The 16,480-nt window shown below is 68.5% G+C and carries 16 protein-coding genes; all 16 read left to right on the top strand.

Annotation, left to right across the window (positions count from 1 at the left end; translation table 11 throughout):
* Positions 1-32 precede the first annotated feature (32 nt).
* The 16 genes from ACZ54P_RS05830 (at position 33) to nuoK (ending at position 16,472) form a co-directional block, all read left to right on the top strand.
* On the top strand, positions 33-1,151 hold the full coding sequence (locus ACZ54P_RS05830; protein WP_465460416.1) for a glycosyltransferase family 4 protein: 1,119 nt from the start codon (positions 33-35) through the stop codon (positions 1,149-1,151).
* A gap of 4 nt (positions 1,152-1,155) precedes the next feature.
* A complete protein-coding gene (locus tag ACZ54P_RS05835) occupies positions 1,156-2,259 on the top strand; it encodes a glycosyltransferase family 4 protein (RefSeq protein WP_465460417.1) in 1,104 nt (367 codons plus the stop codon).
* Between the two features lie 69 nt (positions 2,260-2,328).
* Positions 2,329-3,099 carry an AfsR/SARP family transcriptional regulator gene (locus tag ACZ54P_RS05840; protein WP_465460418.1) on the top strand — a complete coding sequence of 257 codons (771 nt, stop codon included), beginning with the start codon at positions 2,329-2,331 and terminating at the stop codon, positions 3,097-3,099.
* A gap of 71 nt (positions 3,100-3,170) precedes the next feature.
* Positions 3,171-3,860 (top strand): demethylmenaquinone methyltransferase, encoded by a 690-nt coding sequence (locus ACZ54P_RS05845; RefSeq protein WP_465460419.1) that lies wholly within the window; start codon positions 3,171-3,173, stop codon positions 3,858-3,860.
* Positions 3,861-3,870: 10 nt separating this feature from the next.
* On the top strand, positions 3,871-5,157 hold the full coding sequence (locus ACZ54P_RS05850; protein ID WP_037308398.1) for a geranylgeranyl reductase family protein: 1,287 nt from the start codon (positions 3,871-3,873) through the stop codon (positions 5,155-5,157).
* Positions 5,158-5,635: 478 nt separating this feature from the next.
* Positions 5,636-6,052 (top strand): NADH-quinone oxidoreductase subunit A, encoded by a 417-nt coding sequence (locus tag ACZ54P_RS05855; protein ID WP_465460839.1) that lies wholly within the window; start codon positions 5,636-5,638, stop codon positions 6,050-6,052.
* A 6-nt stretch (positions 6,053-6,058) separates the two neighbouring features.
* Positions 6,059-6,607 carry a NuoB/complex I 20 kDa subunit family protein gene (locus ACZ54P_RS05860; protein WP_005151847.1) on the top strand — a complete coding sequence of 183 codons (549 nt, stop codon included), beginning with the start codon at positions 6,059-6,061 and terminating at the stop codon, positions 6,605-6,607.
* A gap of 5 nt (positions 6,608-6,612) precedes the next feature.
* The gene (locus tag ACZ54P_RS05865; RefSeq protein WP_465460420.1) at positions 6,613-7,380 is read left to right on the top strand and encodes an NADH-quinone oxidoreductase subunit C; all 768 of its coding nucleotides are present in this window, start codon (positions 6,613-6,615) and stop codon (positions 7,378-7,380) included.
* Positions 7,381-7,411: 31 nt separating this feature from the next.
* A complete protein-coding gene (locus ACZ54P_RS05870) occupies positions 7,412-8,818 on the top strand; it encodes an NADH-quinone oxidoreductase subunit D (protein WP_465460421.1) in 1,407 nt (468 codons plus the stop codon).
* On the top strand, positions 8,818-9,702 hold the full coding sequence (gene nuoE, locus ACZ54P_RS05875) for an NADH-quinone oxidoreductase subunit NuoE (RefSeq protein WP_465460422.1): 885 nt from the start codon (positions 8,818-8,820) through the stop codon (positions 9,700-9,702). Before ACZ54P_RS05870 ends, nuoE begins: the two co-directional genes overlap by 1 nt.
* Entirely contained in the window at positions 9,702-10,982 is a 1,281-nt protein-coding gene (gene nuoF, locus ACZ54P_RS05880; RefSeq protein ID WP_465460423.1) for an NADH-quinone oxidoreductase subunit NuoF, read from the top strand. The genes nuoE and nuoF overlap by 1 nt, the downstream gene beginning before the upstream one ends.
* Positions 10,979-13,465 carry an NADH-quinone oxidoreductase subunit G gene (locus ACZ54P_RS05885; RefSeq protein WP_465460424.1) on the top strand — a complete coding sequence of 829 codons (2,487 nt, stop codon included), beginning with the start codon at positions 10,979-10,981 and terminating at the stop codon, positions 13,463-13,465. The genes nuoF and ACZ54P_RS05885 overlap by 4 nt, the downstream gene beginning before the upstream one ends.
* Positions 13,462-14,799: an NADH-quinone oxidoreductase subunit NuoH gene (nuoH, locus tag ACZ54P_RS05890; RefSeq protein ID WP_465460425.1), complete on the top strand. Its 1,338-nt coding sequence runs from the start codon at positions 13,462-13,464 to the stop codon at positions 14,797-14,799. The genes ACZ54P_RS05885 and nuoH overlap by 4 nt, the downstream gene beginning before the upstream one ends.
* Complete coding sequence (nuoI, locus tag ACZ54P_RS05895; protein ID WP_465460426.1) at positions 14,786-15,334, top strand: NADH-quinone oxidoreductase subunit NuoI; 549 nt, start codon at positions 14,786-14,788, stop codon at positions 15,332-15,334. Before nuoH ends, nuoI begins: the two co-directional genes overlap by 14 nt.
* The gene (locus tag ACZ54P_RS05900) at positions 15,331-16,176 is read left to right on the top strand and encodes an NADH-quinone oxidoreductase subunit J (protein ID WP_465460427.1); all 846 of its coding nucleotides are present in this window, start codon (positions 15,331-15,333) and stop codon (positions 16,174-16,176) included. The genes nuoI and ACZ54P_RS05900 overlap by 4 nt, the downstream gene beginning before the upstream one ends.
* Positions 16,173-16,472 (top strand): NADH-quinone oxidoreductase subunit NuoK, encoded by a 300-nt coding sequence (gene nuoK, locus ACZ54P_RS05905; RefSeq protein WP_076164289.1) that lies wholly within the window; start codon positions 16,173-16,175, stop codon positions 16,470-16,472. Before ACZ54P_RS05900 ends, nuoK begins: the two co-directional genes overlap by 4 nt.
* Positions 16,473-16,480 lie beyond the last annotated feature (8 nt).

Below are 16,480 nucleotides of genomic sequence, written 5' to 3' on the forward strand. Positions count from 1 at the left end.
GGGCGTCACAACCGGATGCGACAGTGTGCCTCGTGCGAGTCGCGATAGTCACCGAAAGTTTCCTGCCCCAGGTGAACGGCGTGACCAACTCCGTGCTCCGCGTCGTGGAACACCTCCGCGACCGCGCGCATGACGTGCTGATCATCGCCCCCGGACCGGGCCCCGTGGAGTATCTCGGCGCTCCGGTCGTGCGCATTCCCGCCCTCGACTTCCCCGGCGTGAACTCCCTCCCGGTCGGTGTGCCGACCCGGGCGGTGCTCACCGCCCTCGCCGATTTCCGGCCGGACGTGGTGCACCTCGCCTCGCCGTTCGTGGTCGGTGCCCGCGGGCTCGCCGCGGCCAGACGGCTGCGGGTGCCGTGCGTCGCGGTGTATCAGACCGACATCGCCGGTTTCGCCGCCGCGTACGGCTTCGGCATCGCCGCCCGCGCGGCCTGGCGCTGGGTGCGCCGCCTGCACTCGCGGGCCGACCGCACGCTCGCGCCGTCGTCGGATTCCGTGGAGCAGCTGAGACTGCACGGGATCCCCCGGGTGCACCACTGGGCGCGTGGCGTCGACATCGAGCGGTTCTCGCCGGTGCACGCCGACCCCGCGTTGCGCGCCGACCTGGCGCCGAACGGGGAACTGCTGGTCGGTTTCGTCGGCAGGCTCGCGCCCGAAAAGGAGGTCGAGCGGCTGACCGCGCTCGCCGGGGTCGCGGGGATCCGGGTGGTCGTCGTCGGGGACGGGCCGGAACTGCCGATGCTGCGCGAGCGGATCCCGGGCGCAGCCTTCCTGGGCGCCCGGTACGGCGAAGAGCTTTCCGCCGCGTATGCGAGCCTCGACGTCTTTGTCCACACAGGACCGCACGAGACGTTCTGCCAGGCAGTCCAGGAGGCGATGGCGTCCGGGCTGCCGGTGCTCGCCCCGAACGCGGGTGGCCCGAAGGATCTGGTCCTGCCCGGCCGCACCGGCTACCTGTTGCCCGCCGACCGGGCCGGATTCGCGGCGGCGCTGGTCGACAAGGTGAACGACCTGCGCGACGACGCACTGCGCGCCAGGTTGGGGGAGAAGGCGCGCAAGGTCGTGCTGGGCCGGACCTGGCCCGCGGTCGGCCACGAATTGGTCGGCCACTACGAGGCCGTTCAGGGCAAAGTCGCTCGCGCGGCCTGACCAAATGCACATCGTTCAGCTGGCCAACTTCTACGGGCCACGCTCGGGCGGCTTGAAGACGGCGCTGCACCACCTCGGCGCCGGTTACGTGGCGAGCGGCCATCAGGTGACCCTCATGGTGCCGGGACGTCGCTACACCGACGAGGTACTGCCCTCGGGCGTCCGGCGCGTTTCCCTTCCGGCACCGCGGATCCCGGGTACCGGCGGTTATCGCGCGGTCGATCCACACCGGGTGCGCGCGGTGCTGAACCGGCTGGAGCCGGACAGGCTGGAGGTGTCCGACAGGCTCACGTTGCGCGGCATGGGCGTCTGGGCGCGGCGCAACGGCGTGCCCAGCATGGTGATCTCGCACGAGCGGCTCGACAGGCTGCTGGAGCAGTTCCTGATGCCCGAACCCGTCGCGCGGCGGATCGCGGACGTCGCGAACCGGCGGATGGCGCGGCGGTACGACACGGTCGTCTGCACGACGGCGTTCGCCCGCACGGAGTTCGACCGGATCGCCGCGCCGAACGTCCGTCGTGTCCCACTCGGCGTCGACCTCACGACGTTCACCCCGGCCCGCCGCGACGAGGGCTGGCGGCACACGCTGTCCGGTACCGCCGACGCCCTGCTCGTCCACTGTGGACGCTTGTCGCCGGAGAAGCACGTCGAGCGCAGTGTGGACACCGTCGCCGAGCTGACCGAGTCCGGACATCGCGTGCGGCTCGTGATCGCGGGCGACGGGCCACGGCGGCGGGCACTGGAACGGCGGGCTCGCGGGCTTCCGGTGACGTTCCTCGGCTTCGTTGCCGGACGCGGGGAGGTCGCGCGCCTGCTGGCCAGCGCCGACGTCTCCCTCGCGCCGGGGCCGCACGAGACGTTCGGGCTGGCCGCGCTGGAGGCGCTGGCTTCGGGAACGCCGGTGGTGGTTTCGGCGTCGTCGGCGCTGCGGGAGATCGTGCGCCCCGGCTGCGGCGAGGCCGTCGACGATCACGCCCCGGCCTTCGCGGGCGCTGTCACGGGTCTGCTGGAGCGCCCCGAGGACGCCAGGCGCGCCGCCGCGCGGGCCCGCGCGGAGGAATTCGCCTGGCCGAGATCGGTACAGGGAATGCTCTCCGCACTCGCCTGATCACTTTGTATCTCTTTTGTACAACCGGCCTTCATCGTCCCCACACGCCATCGAGCGAGAGGACGGCACGTGAGGTTCGAAGTACTGGGGACGTTCACCATCTCTTCCGGTTCGCGGTCGGTCCCGCTGGGCGGCCGGATGAGAAGAACGCTGCTGGGCGTGCTGCTGGTCCGGGCGAACACCTTCGTACCGGTCGACGTGCTCACCGAGGCCCTGTGGGAGAGCCGGTGGGAGCCGAGGGCGGTGCCGAAGCTGCACTGGCACGTCCACAAGCTCCGGCAGTCCCTTCCCGAAGACGACCGGATCGGCTTCGACAACGGCGGCTATCGGCTCGAGGTCCATCCCGGCGAACTCGACGTCGAGACCTTCGAGACGCTGGGCGGCCAGGCGCTGAAGGCCGCGGATCCCGCGCAGCGCGTCTCGTTGATCCGGCAGGCGCTCACCCACTGGCACGGCGCGCCCTACGACGGCCTGGACGTCCCGCTGCTTTCGGACGAGACGATGCGTCTCTCGGAGTACCGTCTGGTCCTGCTCGAAGAGCTCTACCAGGCGGAACTGGACCTCGGACGGCACGCGAGCGCGGCCGTCGAGCTGGCCGGCCTGGTGCGGCGGCATCCGTTGCGGCAGCGTGCCCAGTACCTCCTGATGGACGCTCTCTGGCGAGCCGGGCGCACGTCCGACGCGCTGGCGGCGTACCGGCGCGCACGCCGGGTCTCGATCGATCAGCTCGGCCTCGAACCGGGGCCGGAACTGCGGTCACTGGAGCGGAGGATCCTCGCCGGTGAAGCCGCGGGGGCCGGTGCGCACCGTGCCCCGGCGTTGCTGAACCGGACAAGGTGAACCTACGGGGCGCCGCTTTGCTCCTGCTTGGCCGACGGCGCCCCTCAGGGTTCGCGAAGTAGTGTTCGAGTATGTCCCGAGCGAGTCTTGACAAGGATCCGCACGAAGTCGCCGCCATGTTCGACGACGTCGCGAACGGCTACGACCGCGCGAATTCGTTCATGACCTTCGGCTTCGATCGCCGCTGGCGCACCACCACCGCACGGGTGCTGGACGCCAAACGCGGCGAGAAGGTGCTGGACCTCGCGGCGGGCACCGGCGTGTCCACCGTCGAGTACGCGCGCAACGGCGCCTGGTGCCTGGCAGCGGACTTCTCGGTCGGCATGCTCAAGGCCGGCAAGCATCGCGGCGTCCCGATGGTGGCCGCCGACGCGTTGAAGCTGCCGTTCGCGGACGAAAGCTTCGACGCGGTGACCATCTCGCTCGCGCTGCGGAACTTCGTCGACACCAAGGCCGCGCTCACCGAGATCGCGCGGGTGGTCAAACCGGGCGGCCGTCTGGTGATCTGCGAGGTGTCGACGCCCACATTCCCGCCGATCCGGTTCCTGCACCGCAAGTTCATCCTGCGGCTGCTCACCTGGGTCGGCAGCCGGACCTCGACGAACCCCGAAGCCTACTCCTACCTGGCCGAATCCATGCTGGCCTGGCCGGATCAGCGGACGCTGGGCGAGATCATCGCGAGCGCGGGTTGGACCGAGGTGGAGTGGCTGAACCTCACCTTCGGCGTCGTCGCCATCCACCGCGCCAAAAAGCCCGCATAAACTCGCGGCCATGACACGTCGCAACGCAGACCACGACGCCGAAGTCATCGTCGTCGGTGCCGGACCGGCCGGCTCCACCGCCGCCACGTACCTCGCTCGCGCGGGTGTCGACGTGCTGCTGCTGGAGAAGACCGAGTTCCCGCGCGAGAAGGTGTGCGGCGACGGTCTGACCCCGCGCGGCGTCAAGCAGCTGATCGATCTGGGCATCGACACCAGTGAGGACGCCGGCTGGGTGCACAGCCGCGGGCTGCGGATCCTCACCGGCGAGCTCACGCTGGAGCTCGACTGGCCGGACCTCACCAGCTACCCGCCTTACGGCGTTTCGCGGACCCGGCAGGACTTCGACGACCTGCTCGCGAAGACCGCGGTCAAGGCGGGCGCGCGGCTGTACGAGCGCACCACCGTCACCGGCGCGATCACCAGCCCGGCCGGTCGCGTGATCGGCGTCGAGGCGAAGGTCGGCCCCGAGAAGACCCCGGTGAGCTACCGCGCTCCGCTGGTATTGGCCTGTGACGGCGTCTCGGCGCGGCTCGCGCTGAGCGTCGGCATCCAGAAGAACGAGAAGCGCCCGATGGGCGTCGCGGTCCGCCAGTACTACAAGAGCCCGCGCCACGATGACCCCTTCATCGAGGGGCACCTGGAGCTTTGGGACCGCAGCGACCCACGCGACCCGAAGCTGCTGCCCGGCTACGGCTGGGCGTTCCCGCTCGGCGACGGCACCGTGAACGTCGGCCTCGGCATGCTGTCGACGTCGGCGGCGTTCCGCAGCACCGACTACCGCGCGCTGCTGCGCCAGTGGCTCGACGGGACGCCCGAGGAATGGGGCTACCGCGAGGAGAACGCCATCGGCAAGGTCGGCGGCGCCGGTCTCCCGATGGGTTTCAACCGCACCCCGCACTACCGCGACGGCCTGTTGCTGCTCGGCGACGCGGGCGGCATGGTCAGCCCATTCAACGGCGAGGGCATCTCGGCCGCGATGGAGTCCGCGCAGCTGGCGTCCGAGTTCGTCGTGCAGGCGCTTGCACGGCGCGAAGGACCGTCGCGCGAGCGGGCGCTGGAGGGCTACCCGCGCGCTGTCGGGGAGCTGATGGGCGGCTACTACCGGCTCGGCAATGTGTTCGCGAAGCTGATCGGCAAGCCGAAGGTCATGCACGCCGCGACGAAGTACGGATTGCGGATCAACTCGATCCTTCCGCTGGTCTACAAGGGACTCTCGGGCTGCTACGACGCCAAGGGCGGCGACGGCGTCGACCGCCTGATCGCCGCCTTGGCCCGCGCCACCCCCTCGCCGCGCTGACCCCACACCCGCATTTAGTCCTCTACATGCGTGGGCTCCCGCCCTCTCGTGCCTCTTACCGGCGCATGTAGAGGACTAAATGCGTGAGGGCGCGAGTGGTATCGGTCACAGGACAAAGGTGGCCAAACGGACCCGGGAAGCCGATCTTGGGAACGACGTCGCAGGTCACCGGTACCGCACGGCGGAAGTAACCGTACTGGCCGTGCGGCCAGGTTAGGGCAGCCTTATAGCACGGGGCCTAGGGACAAGAATGTGAGTCGCGTCCTACACTCCCCCCATGCTTTGTGAATCGCTTCACATCCTCGACGGGAGGCTTGTGAACTATTTCACAAGCAAGGGGGTCGTCATGCACGGCCCGTAAGGGTTGCCTAACCCTCGGCGGTGTGACCCAAGTCCCTTAGGGTGCCGACGAGGGAAGCGGTGAACCCCGACTCGAAAACCGCAGCGGCGCGGAAAGGATGGCGAAAACCCCGTGCTGATGTTGCCTGTGCTGGCCCAGGCCGATACCCCACCGGTGCCTACAGTGCCGAATCTCGACATGTACCTCCCCCTGGTCCTCCTGTTCGTCCTCGCTCTCGGATTCGCGGTGCTCTCGGTGCTGCTCGGTCCGCTCGTCGGTCCGAGCCGCGCCAACAAGGCGAAGCTGGCGGCCTACGAATGCGGCATCGAACCGTCGCCGCAGCCGGTCGTCGGCGGTGGCCGGATGCCGGTCGCGTACTACATCACCGCGATGCTGTTCATCCTGTTCGACATCGAGATGGTCTTCCTCTACCCGTTCGCGGTCTCCGCGGACGCGCTGGGCATGTTCGGCCTGGTGGAGATCGTGCTGTTCATCGCGACGGTCGGTTTCGCGTACGCCTACGTATGGCGTCGCGGCGGCCTGGATTGGAACTAGAGAAGCATGGGCCTCGAAGAAAAACTCCCCAACGGCATCCTGCTGGCCAGCCTCGAAGGCCTGGTGAACTGGGCCCGCAAGAACTCGATGTGGCCCGCCACCTTCGGCCTCGCCTGCTGCGCGATCGAGATGATGACCGTCGGCGGTTCCCGCTACGACATCGCCCGGTTCGGCATGGAGCGCTTCAGCGCGACGCCGCGCCAGGCGGATCTGATGATCGTCGCCGGCCGTGTCACGCAGAAGATGGCGCCGGTGCTCCGCCAGATCTACGACCAGATGGCCGAGCCCAAGTGGGTGCTGGCGATGGGCGTCTGCGCCTCGTCCGGCGGCATGTTCAACAACTACGCCGTGGTGCAGGGCGTCGACCACATCGTCCCGGTCGACATGTACCTCCCCGGCTGCCCGCCGCGGCCCGAGATGCTGCTCGACGCGATCCTGAAGCTGCACGCCAAGATCCAGGACGAGCCGATCAACGCGCGCCGGGCCGCGATCCGCGCCGCCAGTGGTGAGCGCACCGAGCTGATCGCCTCCTCGATCAAGTACGCGAAGAAGTGAGCGACGTGCCTGAAGACAACACCCCCGAAGAGACCCCGGAGACCGGCGGCGAGCAGTCCAGCGCCGATCGGCCCGAAGGCGGCCTCGAGCCGCAGGGTGCCCGCCCGGCCGAACCGGTCGTCACCGGTAAAGAGCGCCAGGGCATGTTCGGCGTCCACGGCACCGGCGACACCTCCGGCTACGGCGGCGTCCGCCTCCCCGCGTACAGCCCGCCCCCGGCGGAGCGCCCGTACGGCGGCTGGTTCGACGAGTTCGCCGACGAGTTCTACGCGGCCTTGGCGGACAACAAGATTCCGGCGGACGCGATCCTGCAGACGACGGTCGACCGCGGCGAGATCACCTTCTACGTCGCCCGCGAGCACCTCGTCGAGATCGCCAAGGTCCTGCGCGACGACACCGGTCTCCGCTTCGAACTGCTCAGCTCCGTCTCCGGCGTTGACTACGGCGTCGACGTCCCGCAGCGGCTGCACTCGGTCTACCACTTCACGTCGATGACCTACCGCCGCCGCATCCGGCTCGAAGTCACCCTCGACATCGAAGACCCGCACGTCCCGTCGCTGGTCGGGGTCTATCCGACCGCCGACTGGCAGGAGCGGGAGGCGTACGACCTGTTCGGCATCGTCTACGACGGCCACCCGGCGCTGACCCGCATCCTCATGCCGGACGACTGGGACGGCCACCCCCAGCGCAAGGACTACCCGCTCGGCGGGATCCCCGTCGAATACAAGGGCGCGGAGATCCCGCCGCCGGACCAGCGGAGGTCGTACTCGTGAGCAACTTCCTGCGGGCACGGATATCCCGGCCATGTCGACACCAGCGGAGGTCGCACTCGTGAGCACCGAAAACCTCTCCGACGTCACGACGGGCACCGCCACGGGACCCCAGGGCTCCGACAGCACCGACGACGTCGACTACGCCGACTCGCGTGACACCACCGAAGGCCGCGTCTACACCGTTTCCGGCGGTGACTGGGAAGACGTCATCGAGGATTCCCGCCACGACGAGCGCATGGTCATCAACATGGGCCCGCAGCACCCGTCGACGCACGGCGTGCTCCGGCTCGTGCTGGAGATGGAGGGCGAGACCGTCACCCAGCTCCGCTCGGTCATCGGCTACCTGCACACCGGGATCGAGAAGAACTGCGAGTACCGCACGTGGACCCAGGGCGTCACCTTCGTGACGCGCATGGACTACCTCGCGCCGCTGTTCACCGAGATGACGTACTGCCTCACCGTCGAGCGCCTTCTGGGCATCCAGGCCCCGCGCCGCGCGGAACTGCTGCGCGTGATGCTGATGGAGATCAACCGCATCGGCTCGCACCTGGTCTACATCGCCACCGGCGGGATGGAACTCGGCGCGACCACCGCGATGACGCTCGGTTTCCGTGAGCGCGAAGAGGTCCTGCATCTGCTGGAGCACCTCACCGGTCTCCGGATGAACCACGCGTTCATCCGGCCCGGCGGTCTCGCGCAGGACATGCCCGCCGACTACCAAGAGGTGGTCAGCGCGTTCGTCAAGACGATGGACGAGCGGCTTCCCTTGTACGACAAGCTCTTCACCGGTCAGCCGATCTGGCGCAACCGGCTCAAGGGCGTCGGCTACCTGCCGGTGGACGCCTGCCTCGCGCTCGGTGTCACCGGCCCGGTGCTGCGCAGCGCCGGTCTCCCGTGGGACCTGCGCAAGACCGAGCCGTACTCCCGCTACGACGAGTTCGAGTTCGACATCCCGACCTCGACCGACGCCGACTGCTGGGCGCGGTACCTGATCCGCGTCGAAGAGATGCACCAGAGTCTGCGGATCATCAAGCAGTGCCTCAAGAAACTCGAACCGGGCCCGGTCATGGTCGAGGACAAGAAGGTCGCCTGGCCGGCGCAGCTCTCGATCGGCAGCGACGGCATGGGCAACTCGCTCGAGCACGTCCGCAAGATCATGGGCCAGTCGATGGAATCGCTGATCCACCACTTCAAGCTGGTCACCGAAGGCTTCAAGGTCCCGGCGGGCCAGGCGTACGTGCCGGTCGAGTCGCCGCGCGGCGAACTCGGCGCGCACCTCGTGTCCGACGGCGGCACCAGGCCGCTGCGGGTCCACGTGCGCGAACCGAGTTTCGTGAACCTGCAGTCGATGCCCGCGATGGCCGAAGGCGGCCTGGTGGCGGACGTCATCGCCGCCATCGCCTCGATCGACCCCGTCATGGGGGGAGTGGACCGCTGATGACCCAGCCCGGAACGACACCGACGCCCGAGCCCGGCACCAGCCCGGCCGAGCAGACCCACATCGCCGCCGGCGGTGACGTCGACGTGATCGCGATCGCGCCGGATCCCGCCGAGGCGGCGGGGATCCTGGAGAAGGCGAAGCTCGAAGACATCTTCGACGCCGACACCTACGCCAAGGCGCGGAACCTGATCTCGCGGTACCCGCAGTCGCGGTCGGCGCTGCTGCCGCTGCTGCACCTGGTGCAGTCGGTACAGGGTTACGTGAGCCAGGAAGGCATCGCCTTCTGTGCTCAGCAGCTGGACCTGTCCGACGCCGAGGTCAGCGCGGTCGCGACGTTCTACACCATGTACAAGCGCCGCCCGTGCGGCGAGCACCTGGTGAGCGTCTGCACGAACACGCTCTGCGCGGCCATGGGCGGCGACGCGATCTACAAGAAGCTCCAGACGCATCTCGGCTCCGAAGAGAAGCCGTTGGGGCACAACGAGACCGCGGGTACGCCGAACGAGCCCGGCTCGATCACCCTCGAACACGCCGAATGCCTCGCGGCCTGTGACCTTGCCCCGGTCATCCAGGTCAACTACGAGTATTTCGACAACCAGACCGAGGACAAGGCCGTCGCGCTGGTCGACGCGTTGCAGGCGGGCAAGAAGCCCGCTCCGACGCGCGGCGCGCCGCTGACGAACTTCAAGGGCGCCGAACTGCAGCTCGCCGGGTTCTTCCCGGAGGACGCGCAGCAGTACCGCACGGACGTCGACGGGCCTTCGCAGGCCGTCGAAACCCTGCGTGGCGCGCAGGTCGCGCAGGACCGCGGCTGGACCGCGCCCGCGATGAAGGACGTTCCGCTCCCCACTGTTCCCTCTAACACAGGGGAGAAGAAGTAATGGCCGATCCCATCACTCCGGTCCTCACGAAGCGCTGGCTTTCGCCCAACTCCTGGACGATCCAGTCCTACGAAGCCCTCGAGGGCTACACCGCGATCCGCAAGGCGCTCAAGGGCACTCCCGAGCAGATCGTCCAGCTGGTCAAGGACTCCGGTCTGCGCGGCCGTGGCGGCGCGGGCTTCCCGGCGGGCATCAAGTGGTCCTTCATGCCGCCGAACGAGGACAAGCCGCACTACCTCGTCATCAACGCCGACGAGGGCGAGCCGGGTACCTGCAAGGACATCCCGCTGATGATGGCGGACCCGCACTCGCTCATCGAGGGCTGCATCATCGCCTCGTACGCGATGCGTTCGCACCACTGCTTCATCTACGTCCGCGGTGAGGCGCTGCACTGCATCCGCCGTCTCAACGCGGCCGTGCGTGAGGCCTACGAAGCGGGCTACCTCGGCAAGAACATCCTCGACTCCGGCTTCGACCTCGACATCACCGTGCACGCGGGCGCCGGGGCGTACATCTGCGGCGAGGAGACGGCGCTGCTGGACTCGCTGGAGGGCCGTCGCGGTCAGCCGAGGCTCAAGCCGCCGTTCCCGGCCGCCGCGGGGCTCTACGCCGCGCCGACCACGGTGAACAACGTCGAGACCATCGCCAGCGCGCCGTACATCGTCAACGGCGGCTCCGACTGGTTCCGCCAGATGGGCCGCGAGAAGTCGCCTGGCCCGAAGATCTACTCGATCTCCGGCCACGTCGAGAAGCCCGGCCAGTACGAATGCCCGCTCGGCACCACGCTGCGCGAGCTGCTCGACATGGCGGGCGGCATGAAGGACGGCATCCCGCTGAAGTTCTGGACGCCGGGTGGTTCGTCCACGCCGATGTTCACCAAGGAACACCTCGATGTTCCGCTGGACTTCGAAGGCGCGGCGGAAGCCGGGTCGATGCTGGGCACGACGGCCGTGCAGGTCTTCAACGAGACCGTTTCCGTGCCGTGGGCCGTGATGAAGTGGACGCAGTTCTACGAGCACGAGTCCTGCGGCAAGTGCACGCCGTGCCGCGAGGGCACCTACTGGCTCGCGCAGATCCTGGAGCGCATGGTCGCGGGCAAGGGCACCGAGGAGGACATCGACACCCTGCTCGACGTCTGCGACAACATCCTCGGCCGCTCGTTCTGCGCCCTCGGCGACGGCGCCGTTTCGCCGATCCAGAGCGGGATCAAGTACTTCCGCGAGGAATTCCTCGCACTGTGTCAGGCAAACAAGCGCGAATTGGTGGGGGCGCAGGCATGACGATCGCACCCGACAAGCCCGGGACCGAGGTCGAAGAGACCCCGGTTCCCGAGGGCCACGTCAAGCTGGTCATCGACGGTGAAACGGTCATCGCGCCCAAGGGTGAGCTGCTGATCCGCACCGCCGAACGGCTCGGCACGGTCATCCCGCGCTTCTGCGACCACCCGCTGCTCGACCCGGCGGGCGCCTGCCGCCAGTGCCTGGTCGAGGTCGAAATGGGTGGCCGTCCGATGCCGAAGCCGCAGGCCTCGTGCACGATGACGGTCGCCGACGGCATGGTCGTGAAGACCCAGCTGACCTCGGCCGTCGCGGACAAGGCCCAGCAGGGTGTGATGGAGCTGCTGCTCATCAACCACCCGCTGGACTGCCCGGTCTGCGACAAGGGCGGCGAATGCCCGCTGCAGAACCAGGCGCTCGCGCACGGCCGCGCGGACTCCCGTTTCGTCGACACGAAGCGGACGTTCCCGAAGCCGCTGCCGATCTCCTCGCAGGTGCTGCTGGACCGCGAGCGGTGCGTGCTCTGCCAGCGCTGCACCCGGTTCTCCCGCGAGATCGCCGGTGACCCGTTCATCGAGCTGCTCGAACGCGGCGCCCACCAGCAGATCGGTACCGCCGAGACAGCCGACGTACTGGACATGGCCTCCCGGACGACGTCGGGACAGCCGTTCCAGTCCTACTTCTCCGGCAACGTCATCCAGATCTGCCCGGTCGGCGCGCTGACGTCGGCCGCGTACCGGTTCCGTTCGCGGCCGTTCGACCTGGTGTCCGCGCCGAGTGTGTGCGAGCACTGCTCGTCCGGCTGCGCCGAGCGGACCGACTTCCGCCGCGGCAAGGTCATGCGGAAGCTCGCGGGCGACGACCCCGAGGTCAACGAAGAGTGGATCTGCGACAAGGGCCGGTTCGCGTTCCGTTATGCCACGGCCGAGGACCGCATCCGCCGCCCGCTGGTCCGCAACGCCGACGGCGTGCTGGAAGAGGCTTCCTGGACCGACGCGCTGCGTGCGGCCGCGACAGGGCTGGCCAAGGCGCGTGACGGCAAGGGCGCCGCGGTGCTGACCGGTGGCCGTCTGACCGTCGAGGACGCCTACGCATACTCGAAGTTCGCGCGAATCGCCTTGGGCACCAACGACATCGACTTCCGGGCGCGTCCGCACTCGGCCGAGGAACTGAACTTCCTCGCGTCGCACGTGGTCGGGACGACGCCGGAAAGCGGTGTCACGTTCGGCGAGATCGAGCGGGCGCGCACGGTGCTGTGCGTCGCTTTCGAGCCCGAGGACGAGGCGCCCATCGTGTTCCTGCGGCTGCGCAAGGCGGCCCGCAAGAACCGCACGAGAGTTGTCCACTTGGGACAGTGGACCACCTCCTCGGTCAGCAAGACCTTCGGTGAGCTGCTGGCCTGCGCGCCGGGCGCCGAGGCCGCCGCGATCGACGGCATCGCGCAGCACGCGCAGGACGTCGACCAGGCGCTCATCGCCGAAGGCTCGGTGATCCTGGTCGGCGAACGCGCGGCCGAGGTCCCCGGCCTGTTCTCCGCCCTGCACCGGCTGGTGGAGCGCACCGGCGCCCGGCTCGCGTGGATCCCGCGTCGTGCGGGTGAGCGCGGTGCCCTGGCGGCGGGCGCGGCGCCGACGTTGCTGCCCGGTGGCCGTCCGGTCACCGACGCCGCGGCCCGCGCCGAAATCGAAAAGGCTTGGGGTGCCACGCTTCCCGCCACGGAAGGCCGCGACACCACCGCCATCCTCAAGGCGGCCGCCGAGAACGGCCTCGACGGCCTGCTGGTCGGCGGCGTCGACCCGGACGACCTGCCGGATCCGCGCCTGGCGCTGCGGGCACTCGTGAACGCGAAGTTCGTGGTGAGCCTGGAACTGCGGCACAGCGCGGTCACCGAACACGCGGACGTCGTCCTCCCGATCGCCCCGGCGGTTGAGAAGGCGGGCAGCTACCTGAACTGGGAAGGCCGCCGCCGCGAGTTCGCCGTCACCCTCGAAGGCACCGGCGCCCTGCCGGACTGCCGGGTGCTCGACACCCTCGCCGTCGAGATGGACGCGGACATCTTCACGCAGACCCCGGCCGCCGCCGCGGCCGATCTCGCCAAGCTCCCCGCGCGTGAGATGAAGGACGCTTTCATCGCAGATTTCGCGATGAAGGACGCTTTCATTGCGCGCGCCGAGCCCGCCAACGGTCAGGCCCTCCTCGCCACCTGGCGGCAGCTGATCGACAACGGTTCGCTGCAGGACGACGAGCCGCACCTCAAGGGCACGCAGCGCGAGGTCGTCGCCAAGCTTTCGGCGAAGACAGCCGAAGGCCTCGGCAAGACCGTGAAGGTCTCCACCGAACGCGGCTCCATCACGCTGCCGATCGAGGTCGCGGACCTGCCGGACGGCGTCGTGTGGCTCCCGGGCAACTCCGACGGCTCGGCCGTCCGCGCCTCTCTGGGCGCGGGGCACGGCTCCACCGTCAACCTCACCGGAGGTGAGAAGTGACTCCGTTGCTCAGCCAGATGCCGGACGCCGCCGAGCGGGCGGCGCTGCTGGCCGACGACCCGTTGTGGCTGGTCCTGATCAAGACGGTCGTGATCCTGCTGATCGGCCCGATCCTGACGATCTTCCTGATCGTCTGGGAACGCAAGGCCGTCGGCCGGATGCAGAACCGTCCCGGCCCCAACCGCGTCGGTCCCGGCGGCTACCTGCAGTCCCTCGCGGACGCGATCAAGCTGCCGTTCAAGGAACAGATCATCCCGGACACCGCCGACCGCAAGGTGTACTTCCTCGCGCCGGTGATCTCCGCGGTGCCGGCGCTGATCGCGCTGGCCGCGATCCCGTTCGGCCCGGTCGTGTCGATCTTCGGTGAGCGGACCACGCTTCAGCTGGTCGACCTGCCGGTCGGCGTGCTGGTGATCCTGGCCTGCTCCTCGATCGGCGTGTACGGCCTGGTGCTGGCCGGTTGGTCGTCCGGCTCGCCGTATCCGCTGCTCGGTGGCCTGCGAAGCGCGGCTCAGGTGATCTCCTACGAGATCGCGATGGGTCTGTCCATTGTGGGCGTCATTCTCTACGCGGGTTCGATGTCGACCTCGGCGATCGTCGAGTCGCAGCAGAGCGGCTGGTACTTCTACCTGCTGCTGCCGAGTTTCGTGATCTACCTGATCTCCATGGTCGGTGAGACCAACCGCGCGCCGTTCGACCTCCCCGAGGCCGAATCCGAGCTGGTCGGCGGTTTCCACACCGAGTACAGCTCGATGAAGTTCGCGATGTTCTTCCTCGCCGAGTACGTCAACATGGTGATCGTTTCGGCGTTCGCGACCACGTTGTTCCTCGGCGGCTGGAAGTTCCCGTTCGTCGGCGCCGACCACGCGCTCAACCAGGGCTGGCTCCCGCTGCTGTGGTTCACGGCCAAGCTGTTCATCCTGCTGTTCGGGTTCATCTGGCTGCGCGGCACGCTGCCGCGGCTGCGGTACGACCAGTTCATGCGGCTGGGCTGGAAGGTCCTGGTCCCGGTCAACCTGGTCTGGATCGTCGTGATCGTCTCGGTCCGCGCGATCAAGAACTCGGGTGGGCTGAGCACACCGCAGATCCTCATCGGCGGCGGCGCGCTCATTCTCGTCGTCGTCATCCTGAGCCTGCTGTTGCCGGACAAGAAGGTGCCGGACGACGACTACGTCCCGGTCACCGGTGGCGGGTTCCCGGTACCGCCGCTCGATCTGCAGGTTCCGGACAAGACCCCGCGTCAGAAGGCCATCGCGAAGGCCGAAGCCCGGGCTGCCAAGCGCAAGCCCGCGGCGGTTTCCAGTGGAAGGGAGGCCGGCGATGGGGATGTTTGATCCCATCAAGGGTTTCGGTGTCACCTTCGGGATGATGTTCAAGAAGGTCGCCACCGAGGAGTACCCGGAGGCAGGCGCCCCCGCCGCTCCGCGTTACCACGGCAGGCACCAGCTGAACCGGCATCCCGACGGGCTGGAGAAATGCGTCGGCTGCGAGCTGTGCGCGTGGGCCTGCCCGGCGGACGCGATCTTCGTCGAAGGCGGCGACAACACCGAAGAGGCGCGTTATTCGCCCGGTGAGCGGTACGGCGCCGACTACCAGATCAACTACCTGCGCTGCATCGGCTGCGGGTTGTGCGTCGAGGCCTGCCCGACCCGGTCCTTGACGATGATCAACTTCTACGAGCTGGCCGACGACGACCGCCAGCGGTTGATCTACACCAAGGAAGACCTCCTCGCGCCGCTGCTGCCCGGCATGGAGCAGCCGCCGCACCCGATGCGGCTCGGCGACAACGAGCAGGACTACTACGTCAACGGTCCGGAACTCGCGCGCAAGCAGCCCACCGGGGCCACCGAAGCGGAGGCCGTCCAGTGATCACGGCTTTCCTCGCTCAGACGGACGTCTCGGCCGGGATCACCACCGGCGAGACCATCGCCTTCTGGGTGCTCGGTCCGCTCGCGCTGCTCGGCGGGCTCGGGATGATCTTCTCCCGCAACGCCGTGCACTCGGCGCTGTGGCTGGTCCTCACCATGCTGTGCCTCGGCGCGCTGTACATGATCCAGCAGGCGCCGTTCCTCGGCTTCACGCAGATCATCGTCTACACCGGCGCGATCATGATGCTGTTCCTGTTCGTGCTGATGATGGTCGGCCGGGAGAGTTCGGACTCGGTCGTCGAAGTCCTGCGCGGGCAACGGGTCATGGCGACCCTGCTCGGCATCGGTGTCGGCGGGCTGCTCGCGGCGGGCCTCGCCCGTTCGCTGGCCAACGTCACCCCGGCGATGCCGCTGGACCCGGCGAGCCTCGACGGCGGCGGCCCCGGCGGGCTGGGACGGCTCATCTTCACCAAGTACCTGTTCCCGTTCGAGCTCACGTCGGCACTGCTGATCACCGCCGCGCTCGGCGCGATGGTGCTCGCCTTCACCGACCGGCACGCCAAGGGCGGCAAGAAGTCGCAGAAGGAACTCGTCATCGACCGGTTCACCGGCAAGCACGACCGGCCTTCGCCGCTGCCCGGCCCGGGTGTCTTCGCCACCGCCAACTCGATCGCCACGCCGGCGCTGCTGCCGGACGGTTCGATCGCGCCGGAGTCGCTCTCGGACATCATCGAGTCCACTTCGGCCTCGCGGCTGGAAGACGAGCGCAAGCAGGTCGCGGGTTCGACCGAAGGCCCCGACGCACACGCTCTCGTGGGCAAGCCTGAAGGGGAGAAGGAATGACCCCGACGTACTACCTGCTCCTGTCCGCGCTGCTGTTCACCATCGGCGCGGTCGGGGTGCTGGTGCGCCGCAACGCGATCGTCGTGTTCATGTGCATCGAGCTGATGCTGAACGCGGCGAACCTGTCCCTGGTCACGTTCGCCCGGATCAACGGGACGCTCGACGGCCAGGTGATGGCGTTCTTCGTGATGGTCGTGGCCGCCGCGGAGGTCGTGGTGGGGCTGGCGATCATCATGGCGATCTTCCGCACCCGGCGCTCGGCCTCGGTCGACGACACCAACCTGCTGAAGTACTAGGGGTTCAA

The sequence above is a fragment of the Amycolatopsis sp. NPDC034160 genome, from assembly GCF_055575355.1.